At 69.7% G+C, this 13,610-nt stretch carries 14 protein-coding genes; 10 read left to right on the forward strand and 4 right to left on the reverse strand.

The genetic code is table 11. The annotated features are described in order from the left end of the window. Positions 1-28 precede the first annotated feature (28 nt). Genes D0T12_RS13750 through D0T12_RS13765 form a run of 4 tightly spaced genes read left to right on the forward strand, consistent with a single transcriptional unit; the run spans position 29 to position 4,158 of the window. Positions 29-2,641 (forward strand): nitrate- and nitrite sensing domain-containing protein, encoded by a 2,613-nt coding sequence (locus D0T12_RS13750; RefSeq protein ID WP_117399955.1) that lies wholly within the window; start codon positions 29-31, stop codon positions 2,639-2,641. Continuing rightward, positions 2,638-3,057, forward strand: coding sequence for a roadblock/LC7 domain-containing protein (locus D0T12_RS13755; RefSeq protein WP_117399956.1), 420 nt, complete (start codon positions 2,638-2,640; stop codon positions 3,055-3,057). Before D0T12_RS13750 ends, D0T12_RS13755 begins: the two co-directional genes overlap by 4 nt. A gap of 5 nt (positions 3,058-3,062) precedes the next feature. Then, a complete protein-coding gene (locus D0T12_RS13760; protein ID WP_117400422.1) occupies positions 3,063-3,515 on the forward strand; it encodes a DUF742 domain-containing protein in 453 nt (150 codons plus the stop codon). Beyond that, complete coding sequence (locus D0T12_RS13765; protein WP_117399957.1) at positions 3,496-4,158, forward strand: GTP-binding protein; 663 nt, start codon at positions 3,496-3,498, stop codon at positions 4,156-4,158. The genes D0T12_RS13760 and D0T12_RS13765 overlap by 20 nt, the downstream gene beginning before the upstream one ends. A 3-nt stretch (positions 4,159-4,161) precedes the next feature. Here the strand turns inward: D0T12_RS13765 and D0T12_RS13770 are convergent, their stop codons facing one another. Next, entirely contained in the window at positions 4,162-4,668 is a 507-nt protein-coding gene (locus D0T12_RS13770; RefSeq protein WP_199487444.1) for a winged helix-turn-helix transcriptional regulator, read from the reverse strand. 65 nt (positions 4,669-4,733) lie between these two features. Between D0T12_RS13770 and D0T12_RS13775 the strand changes: the two genes are divergently transcribed. From D0T12_RS13775 to D0T12_RS13785, 3 genes are all read left to right on the forward strand, one after another. After that, positions 4,734-6,158, forward strand: a complete 1,425-nt coding sequence (locus D0T12_RS13775) for an MFS transporter (RefSeq protein WP_117399958.1) — start codon at positions 4,734-4,736, stop codon at positions 6,156-6,158. A 305-nt stretch (positions 6,159-6,463) separates the two neighbouring features. Continuing rightward, on the forward strand, positions 6,464-7,309 hold the full coding sequence (locus D0T12_RS13780) for a transporter substrate-binding domain-containing protein (protein ID WP_233526041.1): 846 nt from the start codon (positions 6,464-6,466) through the stop codon (positions 7,307-7,309). 768 nt (positions 7,310-8,077) lie between these two features. Beyond that, positions 8,078-8,905: a DUF6338 family protein gene (locus D0T12_RS13785; protein WP_233526042.1), complete on the forward strand. Its 828-nt coding sequence runs from the start codon at positions 8,078-8,080 to the stop codon at positions 8,903-8,905. 137 nt (positions 8,906-9,042) lie between these two features. Here D0T12_RS13785 and D0T12_RS13790 read toward each other — a convergent pair whose 3' ends face one another. Together D0T12_RS13790 and D0T12_RS13795 are read right to left on the reverse strand one after the other, a co-directional pair. Beyond that, complete coding sequence (locus D0T12_RS13790; RefSeq protein ID WP_117399961.1) at positions 9,043-9,417, reverse strand: VOC family protein; 375 nt, start codon at positions 9,415-9,417, stop codon at positions 9,043-9,045. A 579-nt stretch (positions 9,418-9,996) separates the two neighbouring features. After that, positions 9,997-10,437, reverse strand: a complete 441-nt coding sequence (locus tag D0T12_RS13795; RefSeq protein ID WP_117399962.1) for a hypothetical protein — start codon at positions 10,435-10,437, stop codon at positions 9,997-9,999. Positions 10,438-10,848: 411 nt separating this feature from the next. On the opposite strand from D0T12_RS13795, the gene D0T12_RS36530 reads away from it, so the two are divergent. Then, positions 10,849-10,971: a hypothetical protein gene (locus D0T12_RS36530; protein ID WP_407642084.1), complete on the forward strand. Its 123-nt coding sequence runs from the start codon at positions 10,849-10,851 to the stop codon at positions 10,969-10,971. Further along, positions 10,964-11,125 (forward strand): hypothetical protein, encoded by a 162-nt coding sequence (locus tag D0T12_RS35330; protein WP_158581494.1) that lies wholly within the window; start codon positions 10,964-10,966, stop codon positions 11,123-11,125. Before D0T12_RS36530 ends, D0T12_RS35330 begins: the two co-directional genes overlap by 8 nt. A 212-nt stretch (positions 11,126-11,337) precedes the next feature. Here D0T12_RS35330 and D0T12_RS13800 read toward each other — a convergent pair whose 3' ends face one another. Then, on the reverse strand, positions 11,338-12,591 hold the full coding sequence (locus tag D0T12_RS13800) for an HNH endonuclease signature motif containing protein (RefSeq protein WP_117399963.1): 1,254 nt from the start codon (positions 12,589-12,591) through the stop codon (positions 11,338-11,340). A gap of 403 nt (positions 12,592-12,994) precedes the next feature. Between D0T12_RS13800 and D0T12_RS34865 the strand changes: the two genes are divergently transcribed. Continuing rightward, entirely contained in the window at positions 12,995-13,369 is a 375-nt protein-coding gene (locus tag D0T12_RS34865) for a hypothetical protein (RefSeq protein ID WP_147339506.1), read from the forward strand. Positions 13,370-13,610: the final 241 nt, after the last annotated feature.

A 13,610-nucleotide genomic window follows, 5' to 3' on the forward strand; every position in this document is an offset into this window, starting at 1 on the left:
GCAGCTCCCCCCACAAGGTTGTGATCTGATGGTTGGCGAAGGACAACCGGCGGACCCCTACGCGCCCGCCCCCACCGGCGAGACCCCGCACCACGCGTCCGCCCGAACGGCGGGTCGGCGCAAACGCCCGATCCGCCTGCGGATCACGGCCCTGCTGCTGGTCCCGTTGGTCTCCCTCATCGCCCTGTGGACGTTCGCCGCGAGCATCACGCTCGGCGACGCGTCCGACAAGTACGACTTCTCGACGACATACGAGAACGTCGGCCTCCCCGGTCTCCACCTGGTGAACCAGCTCCAGGCCGAACGCTCCCTCAGCGTCGTCGCGCTCACCGGCCGCGACCCCGCGGGCGATCGGAGACTCGACGGTCAGCGGGCGCGGGTGAACGCCTTGGAGGCGTCCTTCCGCAGGACCGCGCTGTCGGCCGAGGCGAGGGACGCCGCCGAACCCGAGACGCGAAGGCGCCTGTCCGCCGCGATCGGCGCGCTCGACACGCTGCCGCGGCTACGCGCCCGGGTCGACGCGGGAACCGTCGAGCCGCTCCAGGTCATCAACTCCTACAGCACCGTCCTGGACGAGGTCATCCGGGTCTTCGACGGGCTGGTTTCGGTGAACGACGCCGCGATCCTGACGCAGGGCCGCGCGCTGATCGGCGTCGGCAACGCCCGCGCCTACATGCTCCGCGAGGACTCGCTGGTCACTGTGGCGATGGCGCGGAACGGGCGGCTCACCCCCGCCGAGCACACCGCGTTCGTCCAGTGGGCCGCCGAGGGGCGCCACGAGTTCGAGGCCGGGCTCGCCGACCTGAACGCCGAGATCCGCGGACCGCTGGAGCAGCTCGCCGCGTCCGACCGGTTCGCGCGCTACCGCGCCGCCGAGGCCGCGATCGTCAACGCCCGCGACGGGCGGCTGCCGCCCGAGGCGGCGGACTGGCAGGCCACCACCCAGTTGCTCTCGCAGGCCTGGGCACAGAAGATCACCCAGGCGAGCCTGGCGCTCAACGAGATGGCCGAGCCGATCGGGCAGCGGATCATCATGCGGCTCGTCGTCGCCGGCGGGTTCGGCCTGCTCGCAGTCGTCGCGTCGATCGTGCTGTCGCTGCTGGCGGCCCGCAGCCTGTCCCGCGAGCTGCGCGGCCTGCAACGCGCCGCGCTGCACCTCGCCGAGGACCGCCTGCCGAGCGTGGTCGCCCGGCTCCGCCGCGGCGAGGAGGTCGACGTGGACGCCGAGGTCCCGCCGCTCGTCGGAGTCATGGGATGGGGCCGGACGAAGGAGGTCGCCCGTGTCGGCGACGCGTTCACCAAGGTGCAGCGCACCGCCATCGACACCGCCGTCCGCGAGTCGTACCTGCGGGAGGGCATCAGCCGCGTGTTCCTCAACGTCGCGTGGCGCAGCCAGTCGCTGCTGCACCGCCAGCTCCGCATGCTGGACGAGATGGAGCGCGCCGCGACCGACCCGAAGGCGCTCGAAGACCTGTTCCGCCTCGACCATCTCACCACCCGTATGCGGCGCCACGCCGAGGGCCTGGTCATCCTGTCCGGGACGTCCCCCGGCCGCGGCTGGAGCAGGCCCGTGCACGTCGAGGACGTGCTGCGCGGCGCCGTCTCCGAGGTGGAGGACTACACGCGCGTCGAGGTCGTCGTCATGTCCGGGCGGGCCGCGGTGATCGGCGAGGCCGTCGCCGACATCGTCCACCTGCTCGCCGAGCTGATCGAGAACGCCACGGTGTTCTCGCCCGCGCCGACCGAGGTCCTCGTCCGCGGCGAGATGGGCGCCAACGGGTTCGCCGTCGACGTCATCGACCGCGGCATCGGCCTCGACCAGGCCGAACTCGACGCGCTTAACCTGCGGCTGTCGCGTCCGCCCGAGTTCGACCTCGCCGTCACCGACCGCCTCGGCCTGTTCGTCGTCGCCCGCCTCGCCGGACGGCACGGCATCAAGGTCGCGTTGCAGCCGTCGCTGTACGGGGGTGTCAGCGCGGTCGTGCTGATCCCGCGCGAACTCATCGTGGACGCCGACCAGCCCGACGACGAGGACGACCCACGGGCCACGGCCGACGACGTCCCCGCCGTCCGCCCCGAATCCGTCCGCAACGGCACGGCCGCGACGAACGGCACGATGCACCCATGGCCGCAGGCACCGACGTCACCACCGATACCCCCACCGATCTACGGGGCCATGCTCAACGCGCCGATCCCTGACACGGCGGCTTCGGCGCCCTCCGAGGGCCCGCCGGAGTATGACGCGACGGCGGGGTTCAGCGCGCCGTCGTCCACCGAGGACCGGCCCTCGTACGAACGGTTCGAGACCCCGCCGTCGTACGAGACCCCGCCGTCGCCGTCATACGAGGCACCGCCCGCGTCCTTCGGCGCCCAGCCTTCCCCCGCGCGGCCGGGCGGCGGGCGGGCACCGCTTCCCCGGCGTGTGCGCGGCGGCAACCTGGCGCCGCAACTCCGCGACGAACCCGCCGGAGCCGTCCCGCCGCAACCCGGATCCCCACCGGAGGCGGACGACGCGGTCGCCGCGTGGGAGGCGCGGTCGGCGGAGGCGTCCCGCGACCTGTTCGCCTCGCTCCAGGCAGGGTGGCTGCGCGGCAGGGACGACGACGAGGGCCTCGCCGACGACAGGGAGGAACGATCATGACCCAGCACGGAGCCGCGGCGGAGCTGAACTTCCTCCTCGACGACCTGATCGACCGGGTGCCGCAGATCCGCAAGGTGGTCGTCCTGTCCAGGGACGGTCTCGTCATGGGCCGGTCCCGGGGCGTCGCCCGCGACGACGCCGAATACCTCGCGGCCCTCGCCGCCGGGTTCCACAGCCTCGCGTTCGGGGCGAAACCGCAACTGGACTCCGGTGAGATCCGGCAGACCCTCATCGAGATGGACCGCGGCCTGTTCTTCGTCGTCCCCGCCGGAACGAACAGCTGTCTGGCGCTGCTGAGCGAGGCCGGGGCGAACGCGGGCCTCGTCGCGTACGAGATGACGATGCTGGTCAAGCGTGTCGGTCGGCAGTTGTCCACGGGTCTCAGGCGGAACGGGCCCGGCCCGGGAGCCGGGTGACCGCGATGGACCGCGACGCCGCCGGAGCCCCCGACCGCGGAGGCACGGGCAGGGAACGGTGGCTGGACGCCGCCGCCGGACCCGTCGTCCGCCCCTACGCGGTGACCCGCGGCCGCACCCGCCCGAACGGTGAGCCCCTCGACATCGTGACGATCCTCGTCGCGACCGGCAGACGGCCCGCCGAGCCCGGACGGCTGTCCCGTCAGCAGCGCCGGATGCTGGCGCTGTGCAGGCGGCCGTCCGCGCTCGCCGACCTCGCCTCGGACCTGGACCTGCCGCTCGGCGTGATCCGCGTCCTGGCCGGTGACCTGCTCGACTCGGGGCTCGTGGACGTCCAGCGGTGGTCCCCGGCGCCCGACCCGCTGAACGCGAACCCCACGGGACGCCCGCACGCGGGCGCACCGCACACGGACCCGAACCTGCTCAGAAAGGTGCTCGATGAGCTCCGCGCGCTCTGAACCCCACCCGCCGGAACCGGACGCCCCGACCGACGGCGCGAGCGACGGCCCGGCGGACGGCTCGGCGGACGGCCCGCGCGTCGCGCTGAAGATCCTCGTCGCCGGTGGGTTCGGCGTCGGGAAGACGACACTGGTCGGCGCGGTCAGCGAGATCCGTCCGCTGCGCACCGAGGAGGCGCTGACCGATGTGAGCGTCGGCGTGGACGACCTCGACGGGGTGGCCGCCAAGACGACCACGACCGTGGCGATGGACTTCGGCCGCATCACGCTCCGCGACGGCGTCGCCATCTACCTGTTCGGCACGCCGGGCCAGGAACGGTTCTGGTTCATGTGGAACGAGCTGTCCCTCGGGGCGCTCGGCGCGGTCGTCCTCGCGGACACGCGGCGGCTGACGGCCAGCTTCGCGTCGATCGACTACTTCGAACGGAAGGGCACCCCGTTCGTCGTCGCGGTCAACTGCTTCGACGAGGCCGACCGGTACGAGCCGCACGAGATCCGGACGGCGCTGGCCCTCGACCCGCACGTGCCCGTCCTGCTGTGCGACGCGCGCCACGCCACGTCGGCGAAGGAGGTGCTGGTGTCGCTGGTCGAACACGCCCTGCGCCTCGTCGGCGGCTCCCGAGTTCAAGGTGCGCACCCCTGACGGTCAGGCCCGGCTCTCCGGCTGCTCGTCGTCGGGCGGCTGCGGGGGGCCCATGACGATCTCGTCCACGCCGACGTCATGGCCGTCCGCGCAGCGGACCTGCGCGGTCACGGCCTCGCCGCACCCGGCGTGCGTCAACACGACCTGCCGTCCCTCCTCGCCGGGCAGGTACGTCTCGCCCCACTCCATGAGCCCGACGAGGGTCGGGGCGAGATCGCGACCCATCTTCGTCAGGTGGTACTCGTACCGCGTGCGCTGCCCCGGCTCCTGGTACGGCTCCCGGCTGAGCAGGCCCGCCTTGACGAGGTGACGCAGGCGCGCGGTGACGGCCGATTCGGTCATTTCGAGGTTGCGGACGAAGTCGCCGAAGCGGTTCGTCCCGAAGTAGGCCTCGCTGAGCACGAGCACCGCCGACGGCGGGCCGAGCGCGGCCAGCGTCCTCGCGACCGGGCAGTTCTGCATCGACCAGCTGTCACGGTCGGCGAAATGCCCCTCAAGTGCGATGGTCACCCGACCACTATAAACCTGCTGACTTTGCTTGACCAAAGTCAGCGGGCTCGCTAGCCTCCCTGACTATGGTGGAACAAAGTCAGGTGCGTCCCGGACGGGTGCTCGCGGTCCTCTCCGCCGCCTCGTTCCTGGCGGGCCTCGACCTGTTCATCGTCAACGTCGCGTTCACCGACATCGGCCGCGACTTCGCCGGGCAATCGATGGCCGACCTGTCCTGGGTGCTGAACGGCTACGCGATCGTGTTCGCCGCGCTGCTCGTCCCGCTCGGCCGCCTCGCCGACCGCTACGGCCGCAGGCGCGGGCTCGTCGCCGGGCTCGTCGTCTTCACCGTCGCGTCCCAGGCGTGCGCGTCCGCGCCGTCGCTGTGGTGGCTCGTCGCCTTCCGCGTCGTCCAGGCCGCCGGCGCCGCCGCGCTCATCCCCACCAGCCTCGGGCTGCTGCTGGCCGCCTACCCGGCGGCGCGTCGCGCGGGCGCGGTACGGATCTGGTCCGCCTCCGCCGCCGTCGCCGCCGCGGCGGGCCCCGCGGTCGGCGGCGTGCTCGTCGACCTCTCCTGGCGCTGGGTCTTCGAGATCAACCTCCCCATCGGGATCGCCGTGACGCTGCTCGCCCTGCGGCTCGTCCCCGACTCCCGCGAGGGCGCCACCGCCCGCGTCCCCGACCTGCCCGGCACCGTGGCGCTCACCGCCGCCGTCGCGCTCCTCGCCCTGGGCCTCGTGAAGATCAACGACTGGCCGGGCCAGCGGACGGCGCTCACCATCGCCGCGGCCCTGCTCGGCGTGACCTGGTTCTGGTTCCGCTCCCGGCGTCACCCCGCGCCCGTGATCGAGCCGTCCCTGCTCGCCGTCCGCACCTTCTCCTGGTCGAACGCGACGATCCTGCTGTTCAGCGTCGCGTTCGCCGCGAACCTCCTGCTCGGCGTCCTCTGGATGCAGCAGATCTGGCACTACTCGCCCATCCGGACCGGGCTCGCCGTGGCACCGGGCCCGCTGATGGTGCCGATCATGGCGATCGTCGCCGGTCGGCTCGCCGCCCGCCGGATGCCCGCCGGCCTGATCACCGCCGTCGGATGCATGCTCTGCGCGCTCGGCGTCGTCATGATCGCGATGAGCCTCGGCCCGGCACCGGCCTATCTCTCCGGGCTCCTGCCGGGCTGGCTCATCGGCGGGGCGGGCGTCGGCCTCGCCCTGCCCACCATCCTGTCCGCCGCCGCCGTCGACCTGCCGTCCCACCGGTACGCGACCGGCAGCGCGGTCGTCACCATGAGCCGCCAGATCGGCACCGTCCTCGGCGTCAGCCTCGCCGTCGCGATCCTCGGCTCCCCGCACGGCTACCCGGACGCGCACAACGGTTACCTGAACGCCTGGCTGATGGTCGCCGGGTTCATGGCGGTCGCCGCGATCGCCGCCCTTGGCATGAACCCGCGCCGTCCCCGGCCGTCCCCGAACGTCCCCGACACAGAAACGGAAGTGATCGCAGGTACCTCCTGACCCCCACGACTCGGGGCGCCGGACGAGACCTTGACCCGGGCCCGACGGCCCGGTTCGCCCGGACGCCCCGCACGACAACAGGCACCTCATCCGGAGGAGGTGCCTGTTGTGCACGCCGAGTCGGCCACCGCGAAAGCGCAACGGTAGGTGCGGCACAGATCGCACACAGTCGTCAGAGGAGCGTCACCGAACCGAACGGAGAAATGGCACGACCACCAGTGGCTTCGCGCGGCAGCCCGAATCCGCCGCACCTGTCCCGCCGAGCCCCCGACGCTCTATCGTGACGGCATGGTGAATGCGGTGGAATGGCGGAATTTCTCCTGGATGCCGCCATGCGGGTGACGGCTGTGCGGACCGCGCTGGTCGCCGTCCTGGCGGGCGGGCTGCTGACCGCGTGCGGACAGGGCGGGAACGAGTCCCTCCTCGACAAGTCCACCCTGGTCGTCGGCGTGCGCCCGGACCTGCCCGGCCTCGGGTCGCGAACCCCGGACGGACGTTTCGAGGGTTTCGACATCGACGTGGCCCGATACGTGGCGGACAGGCTCGGAAAGAAGGTCCGGTTCGTCGAGGCGCTGGCGTCCGAGCGGATACCGCTCCTGACCTCGGGCCGCGCCGACATGGTCCTCGCGACACTGTCGGTCACCCCCGAGCGCAAGACGAGAATCGCGTACGCGGGCCCGTACTACATTTCGTACCAGGACGTCCTCGTGCGGTCGGACGAACGCGGAATCAACGGCGTGCGAAATCTCAAGAGTCGCCGGTTCTGCGCCGTCGAGGGAGCAGACCCCACGAAACGGCTCCTGGCGATCCACGGAATGACCGCCCGGATCGTCCCCGCCAAGGACTACGACCAGTGCATGGCCATGATCAAAGACCGCCGGGTGGACGCCATCACGACGAACGACGTGATCCTGGCGGGACTCGTCCGGCGCGAGGGCCACGGCTTCCGCTTGATCAACGCCCGGATCAGCGAACAGAACACCGGCATCGGGCTCCAGCGGGGCGACCCCGACGGATGCGAGGCACTCAACCGCGCCATCACACAGATGTACCAGGACGGAACGGCGGCCAAGCTGATGCGCAAATGGTTCGACGGCACCGGCCTCGACCTGTCGATCATCGAGATCCCCCAGTTCGAGGGCTGCGACTGACACCGAACCCGCCCCCGCGACCGGCAACGGCGAACAACCACCCCGCCCGCCGTTCACATCTGGATCGTGGCCAGAACACGGTCCAGCCACTCGGCGACCCCACGCGAAAGCGCACGCTCCCGAAACTCCGGCCACGATCCCCGGGGAGGCCGACCCCTCACTCGCCTTGGCCTCCATACGGTCGATCGGTTGGATTCCAACTGCCGTCCAATCCGCACCGGTACCAGCGGCCCCACGCCCCCTACAGCCACCATTCCCCGGCGCCCCAACGCTCACGATCTTGTTCTTCAGTTGGGCGATGTGCCGGTACACGACACGGCGGCTCACCCTGCCGGTCAGGTCGCCCTCAAGCCTCGTGATCACATCGTTGAGGTCGATGGCGACGTCCGACCGGATCTCACCCACGACAGGACCTCGGCGCACGATCGGCCGCCGCCGCCCGAGCGCCTCGGCCACCCCGTCCGGCCGAGACTCCGTTCTCTGGACGGTGGCCGCCGAGGACCCCCGCCAGACCTCCAGCCCCCCGCCGCCCGGACGGGCATTGAGACGCTCCACCAGCAGGTAGCGCTCCGTCAACCGCAAGCCCGATTTCACGCGAACCACCCTTGTCACAGGCGGCGGTAACGCCCGGTGCGCCCGCTGATACGCACCGCCCCACGGACGGGGTTCGACGGCCCGGTATGTCAGCGCGTCGTGATGTTGAGATTCCAGGGGGTTACTGGGAGGATTTGGGGGCTCATGGACCCCCAATGCGGGCTAGGGGTGACGATGACTGAAAGTTCCATAGTCGTGCCTATTGCTCTCCTGGCTCTGGCAACGGTTCCGGGTCTGCATTTCGATCTGCTCCGCAGCGGCCCCCGAAGCCGAACGGGAATCGCGCGGCCGCAGTTCGCCCGCGTGGCCATCGCCGGAACACTGATCACCACCGTCACGCTGATGGTCCTCGGCCTGCTCGGACGCGACTCGCAACTCAGCCTGCGCCGCCTCCTCGACGAGAACGCCGCGACGCTGCACTCACCCCTGGTGGCCGCCTGGTCGGTGGCCAGCTTTCTCGCGTTCTCCCTAACTTTGTCCGCATTTGCTGCAATTCTCTTGGCAAGGTTGGAAAACCGTCCCGTCCCCTTTCCCGCGGTCGTCCGCACACCCGCCCGCGCCGACTACTCGGAACGTGACATCGAGCTGGAGGTCACGCTGAACAGCGGCCAGACGTACCGCGGAATGCTGGGCGAGGAGTGCGCCGCCCGCGACACCGACGCCCCCTTCATCGTCCTCTACGGCCCGATCTTCCAACTGGACGGCCACGGGAAACCGCTGCCGCTGGACGCCCTCCACTGGGACCAGATGATCGTCCCGACCCGCGCGGTCACGAGCGTCCTGCTGCGCCCCATCGAGGAACAACCCGCCCCACCACCGGTCACCGTCCGCGGCGTCCCCGCGCGACACTCCGCCCCCCGCGTCAACCTCACCGACCACCTCAAGACCTTCGCCGAACGCTGCTACGAGCGCCGTCTTGCCCCCCGCGCCCTGGCCAAGGCCCTCGTGGCCCAAACCATCCTGATAGCCCTGGTAGGCGCCCTGTCCAGCACCCTTTCCTGACCGCCCAGGTGAACCGCGAGTGGTTCGACGCCAACGTCGACCGAGTAATCGACATGCCGTCTCGCGTCGCCGGCACGGACGCGGGGGCCGCCTGGTCGGACGCCGGATTCCAAGGGCCCGACCAGGCATCGTCCCGGCTACAGGTACGGACGGGTGATCAGCTCGATCGCGTGACCGGCGGGGTCTTTGAAGTACACCCCGCGACCCCCGTGCTCGTCGTTGATCTCGTTCGGTCGCCGCATCTGCGGATCGGCCCAGTGCTGGATGCCGCGATCGCACAGCCGCCGATACGCCCGATCGAACAGCTCGTCGTCGACCAGGAACGCGTAATGCTGCATCTGGATCTCCACCGGCGGCTCGGCGAACTGAAGCAGTACACCGTCGTTGAGCTGAATGTTGGTGAACAAGCCCCAGGATGGTGCTTCCGGCAGTTCCAGCAACTCCCGGAAGAACCGAGCCGACTCGTTGCGGTCCTTCGCGGCGATGATGGTGTGGTTGAACGTGACTGTCACTCGGCTGGCCTCACTGTTGTTCGACAAGAAGAACGGGCTCGCGGTGCGCGAGCACCAGGAGGTCCGCGTGCCGAACTGAAGGGGCGCGTTCTCCGCGCCCGCCGTGCGATCAGCCCTCCACCGGAAGACCCGTCTGTGCGTGGCGTAGCGCCGGTCCGGTGTTCACTTTCGTGACCCTACTTGATTTCGTTGACTACGCCACCAGACAGCAATCAGCCACTGGACGACTCGTCACAGCCCGCTGACCACCAAGCGCCCCATCGACCACCAGGCCTCCGCCCCGGGACGAGCCACTATGGCCTTCAAGGGGTGGCGAGCCAGTCAAGAACGGTCCGCTGTGCGACCGGCATCACCATGTCATGGTCGGTCAGAACCATTCGAGGCGCGCATCGCAACCCAGCCCCGAAGCCTCGCATGAAGGGCCCTGGTGGCCTCGGCCTGCGAGAAGACCTCGTCATAGCGTCCCCGAAGCATTTGCACCGGCCCGTCCGAACGCCGCCAGGGGGCCAGCGTCTCCCTCTCCCACTGCGTGGCGTACTCCGCACCCGGCAGCCTGGCCTGACCCGTCCGCGCGAAAATCTAGTCCAGGTATCCGGCCTCCACGAGCGGCATCAACGCCCGCGCACGCGGGCCGAACAAGTCCTCGTACCGGAATCCCGAGTACAAGGCCTTCCCTCCCGCCACCAACATCAGCGCAAACGACTCCGAGTAGGGATCGTCCGCCGGTGCAGTGAACGGCGCCCAGCGCGATCGAGCCGCGGTAGTCCAGCCCCGCGCCGTAGGACCGGGCAAGTTGCGGCGCCGCGACCGCCGCGTCGGCAGGGTGACGGGCTGGCGCCGGTGGGTGGATCGGGCGGTGTTCACCGCGATCGTGTTGACGTACTCGTCCTCCAGCTCGAAGTCCGCGCCCGCGAACTCGAAGTACGGCGCTGCGCGCCCGCCACATCGGGTTCGTCTTCCAGCACGGAGGCGTCCGCCTCGGCCGTCGGGGCGGCCCTGCGCGACCTCGGCGCCCGCCACTGGATCCGGCCGTCGAGGACGCGGACCCGGCGCGGCGCCCCGGCGGCGACGTCCGGGTCGTGCGTGATTCGGGGCGCGTGGGCAGGTGGACTGGGCGGCGGCGATCGTGGACGCCGCCGCTGTCCGGGCGAAGAGGGGGCGCGCTGACCGGCCCCGATCCGGTCGATCGGGGCAGGATGGACGGCGATCTTCACGCGCTGCCCGATGCCGCCGGGCCGCGTTCGTTGGTCGCGGTCTCGGCTGCCAACGTGCTCGACGGCCAGGGTTCAAGCCGCTGCTGATGGTGTTACCGGCGATCCGGTCACGGCGCGGGGCCGGTCAAGGTCCGTGCCGACAGGGCCTATGACCGCGCTGACCATTTGACCTGGCCGCGCCAACACGGGGATCGTGCCACGCATTACCCGAGCCAGCGTGGAGTCCAGCGAGCGGCTCGGCCGCCATCGCTGGAAGATCGAACGAACCTTGGCCCGGCTGTTCGGCTACCGGCGCCCGACCGTCCGCTATGAACGCCACGACCCCCTGTTCAATGTCTGAGCAGGGCGGGTACGGCAGCCGCGCCGCCGAGCAGGATCGCGCCGAGCCGCGACCGGTCGGCGGCTCGATGCCGAGCCGTGCCGCCAGTTGCGAGACCGCCGCCGCTGTCGGACCCGGCGACGCTGCGGGCCGTGCCGGGACACGGCGGCGCTGATGGGCGGCGTCTTCCTCTTCCTCGCAGCCGCTATTACTCGCTACAAGAAACTCGCCAAAGCCTTCACGTGCGCCAGGCTCCAAGTAGGGGTGTTCTCGAGCCCACCGGATATTCCTACTGTTTGACCTAGTTCCCGGCTCAAGTGGCTATCGCTCTTTCCTGACCGGGCAGCGAGCCTGCGGCGATCCGTGGGATCCGCAGCTTTCGTTTGGTCAGGCGGCCTGGAGGCGAGAAGGGGGAGGGCGGCCGGTAATCGGGATTGCGCGGTGGTCGGGTGGTGGACGAAGCCGATAGCTGTAGCACCCGTTTTGTGGATCTCGGGTGATCTCGATTTGATCCGGACGGGTGTGTTTGAAGCGGTTGTGCCAGCCGCAGCAAAGGGTGAGCTTGTCGATGTCGGTGGGACTCCTGCCCAAGGCCCAGCCGTGAACGTGGTCGACTTCGCACAGCGATCCTGGGACCTCGCAGCCCTGCACGGCGCATGTGGGATACATGGTCTGCAGGACGCGGCGTTGTGCGGAGGTGGCGATCCGGACGGTGTACCCCAGATAGAGAGGGTGCTGGCCGGAGCCCAGTAGCAGCGGGGACAGTCCGGCGTTGAGGGCGATCCGGCGGGCCTGTTCGGCCGGGATCGGGCTGCCGTCGGTGAGGCGTGCGGGAGTCGTTCCGCCGGTGAGGGTGTCCAGGTCGCAGATGACGGTGACCCGGGTGGCCTTGTGCCCACCGGCCAGGACGGAGGTGAGCGCGGCCGCCATACGCTCGGAGAGATCTCGGTGGTCGTCGATTCCGGCCGGTTTGGCGAGCGGTGAGAGCGTGCCGTCCCAGATGGCGGCGTCTTCCGCGTTGAGCCACCCCTTGATGTAGCGGCCTCCGTCCAAGGATCGGGTGGAGTCGATCCAGGACCGCTCGTATCCGCGCTTGATGTCGCCGTCTGGGCTCTCGTTGCCGTCCCGCTCGGCGATCACGTCACGAATGCGCTTCCCGAACGAGGCGACCTTCCCGGCTGAACAGTCCTGGTCGGCCAAACCGAGCAAGATGTCTTCGGCCGCTCGGCAGTCCTCGTCATCGAGGCGAGCGACCGCACCCGCGATGGTGGCGGCGTATCCGAGGGAGAGGTCGCCCGTGGCCCAACGCTCGGTCACCCGATCGAGGCGATCACGTTGCCGGGCCAGGGTGAGACGCTCCCGGGCCCGATTGTCGCGCATGCCCATCCGGTGACGGAGCCAAGCCTGGGTGGACGGGTAACCCCACCGCCGCACTTCTCCGGCGCGGTCCACCACGGACACCAACCCGGCAAGGGCAGCTTCAACCTGGTCGGTGGCTGCCGCAATTGCCTCGGAAAGCTCCATACATGCGGCCGCCGAGTCGGGAACGGCACGCTGCGCGAGTTCCGCTGCGATCGCAGAAAAAACGCCCACTAACTCAGCAGTGGACGCCCCTTCCCAACCTCCCCTGATCGAACACATGTTCCAATTCTATCACCCCCACCCCCACTACGCCCCGCCAACACCGTCCCACCAAGCCAGACTGTTGTTACCGCCCAACACTCACACAATGTCGTTGCACTGGATCAGGCTGATGAGACAGGAATGTTGCGTCTATGCCAGCCTCCGCCAGTCGCAGAGGGAGTTCCTGTTGACCGGAGGTGCGCTGATTTCCATGGTGATTAGTTGGGAGAATTGCTCGAAGGCCTTGTTGAACTCCGCCCGCCGAGCCCCCGAGGTAGTGCATAAAGGCGGGCCAAAGTAGTCGTCGTGGGGTCTGGGCTCCCTCGACCGGCACGGGCTGGGGCTGTTCTCGGCCGAACGGTGGCCAGAACGCCGCGAAAATCAGGTAGAGGTCGGTGACCTGGCCGTCCTGGATGCTCATATGCAGAATGCGGCCGCCGCCCAGATCGAGGGGAATCCTGTGGAATCTGTTGTGGTCACCGTGCGGCCATCAGTTCTCGTGGTTCTGCCAACCGGGCTAGTTCAGGTCGTCGCGCAGCGTGTCCTCTCGGTCATCGGCGCAGGGGAGCGCGACGGTGAGCCTGAGCAGACCCTGTCATACCACCTGCGCGCCACGCTCGGCGCTCGCCCGCAGACCGCTGCCGCAGCGGCTACCTACGCCGCCGCGCTCCCACCGGGCGCCGAGGCCGAACAGCTGAACAGCCTCGCCGCGCATACAGCCCGTGAACTCGGACTCACCTGGCTGCTCCAAAGCCTGGGAGAGCCGAACCGCCACCCGAACCCACCGCGGCCATAATGATCTGCCGGGAAGTCCGCCAGACAGGAACCACACCCCGTGGACAACGAACCGGCGACGGGCCACCACCAAAAACCCACCACAGGCACTGCTCACAACAAGCAATCAATCACTCTCCCGGTCACCAGACTCCGCCGCCTACACCCCAGCCAGCCGACCGTGCAGCCGTATCCTTGATCATCGTGAACGCTGGTCCAGGTTCAGTTTGGAGACGCGCCACCAACTCCGCGCCCGCCAGGGG

Origin of the sequence: Actinomadura spongiicola (assembly GCF_003432485.1) — a bacterium.
In the GTDB taxonomy this organism is placed as follows: domain Bacteria; phylum Actinomycetota; class Actinomycetes; order Streptosporangiales; family Streptosporangiaceae; genus Spirillospora; species Spirillospora spongiicola.

Bases quoted from the DNA above. Each gene is read 5' to 3' on its own strand.
- D0T12_RS13750 (WP_117399955.1), top strand. From the start codon at position 29: ATGGTTGGCGAAGGACAACCGGCGGACCCCTACGCGCCCGCCCCCACC.
- D0T12_RS13755 (WP_117399956.1), top strand. From the start codon at position 2,638: ATGACCCAGCACGGAGCCGCGGCGGAGCTGAACTTCCTCCTCGACGAC.
- D0T12_RS13760 (WP_117400422.1), top strand. From the start codon at position 3,063: ATGGACCGCGACGCCGCCGGAGCCCCCGACCGCGGAGGCACGGGCAGG.
- D0T12_RS13765 (WP_117399957.1), top strand. From the start codon at position 3,496: ATGAGCTCCGCGCGCTCTGAACCCCACCCGCCGGAACCGGACGCCCCG.
- D0T12_RS13775 (WP_117399958.1), top strand. From the start codon at position 4,734: ATGGTGGAACAAAGTCAGGTGCGTCCCGGACGGGTGCTCGCGGTCCTC.
- D0T12_RS13780 (WP_233526041.1), top strand. From the start codon at position 6,464: ATGGCGGAATTTCTCCTGGATGCCGCCATGCGGGTGACGGCTGTGCGG.
- D0T12_RS13785 (WP_233526042.1), top strand. From the start codon at position 8,078: ATGACTGAAAGTTCCATAGTCGTGCCTATTGCTCTCCTGGCTCTGGCA.
- D0T12_RS35330 (WP_158581494.1), top strand. From the start codon at position 10,964: ATGTCTGAGCAGGGCGGGTACGGCAGCCGCGCCGCCGAGCAGGATCGC.
- D0T12_RS13800 (WP_117399963.1), bottom strand. From the start codon at position 12,591: ATGTGTTCGATCAGGGGAGGTTGGGAAGGGGCGTCCACTGCTGAGTTA.
- D0T12_RS34865 (WP_147339506.1), top strand. From the start codon at position 12,995: ATGCAGAATGCGGCCGCCGCCCAGATCGAGGGGAATCCTGTGGAATCT.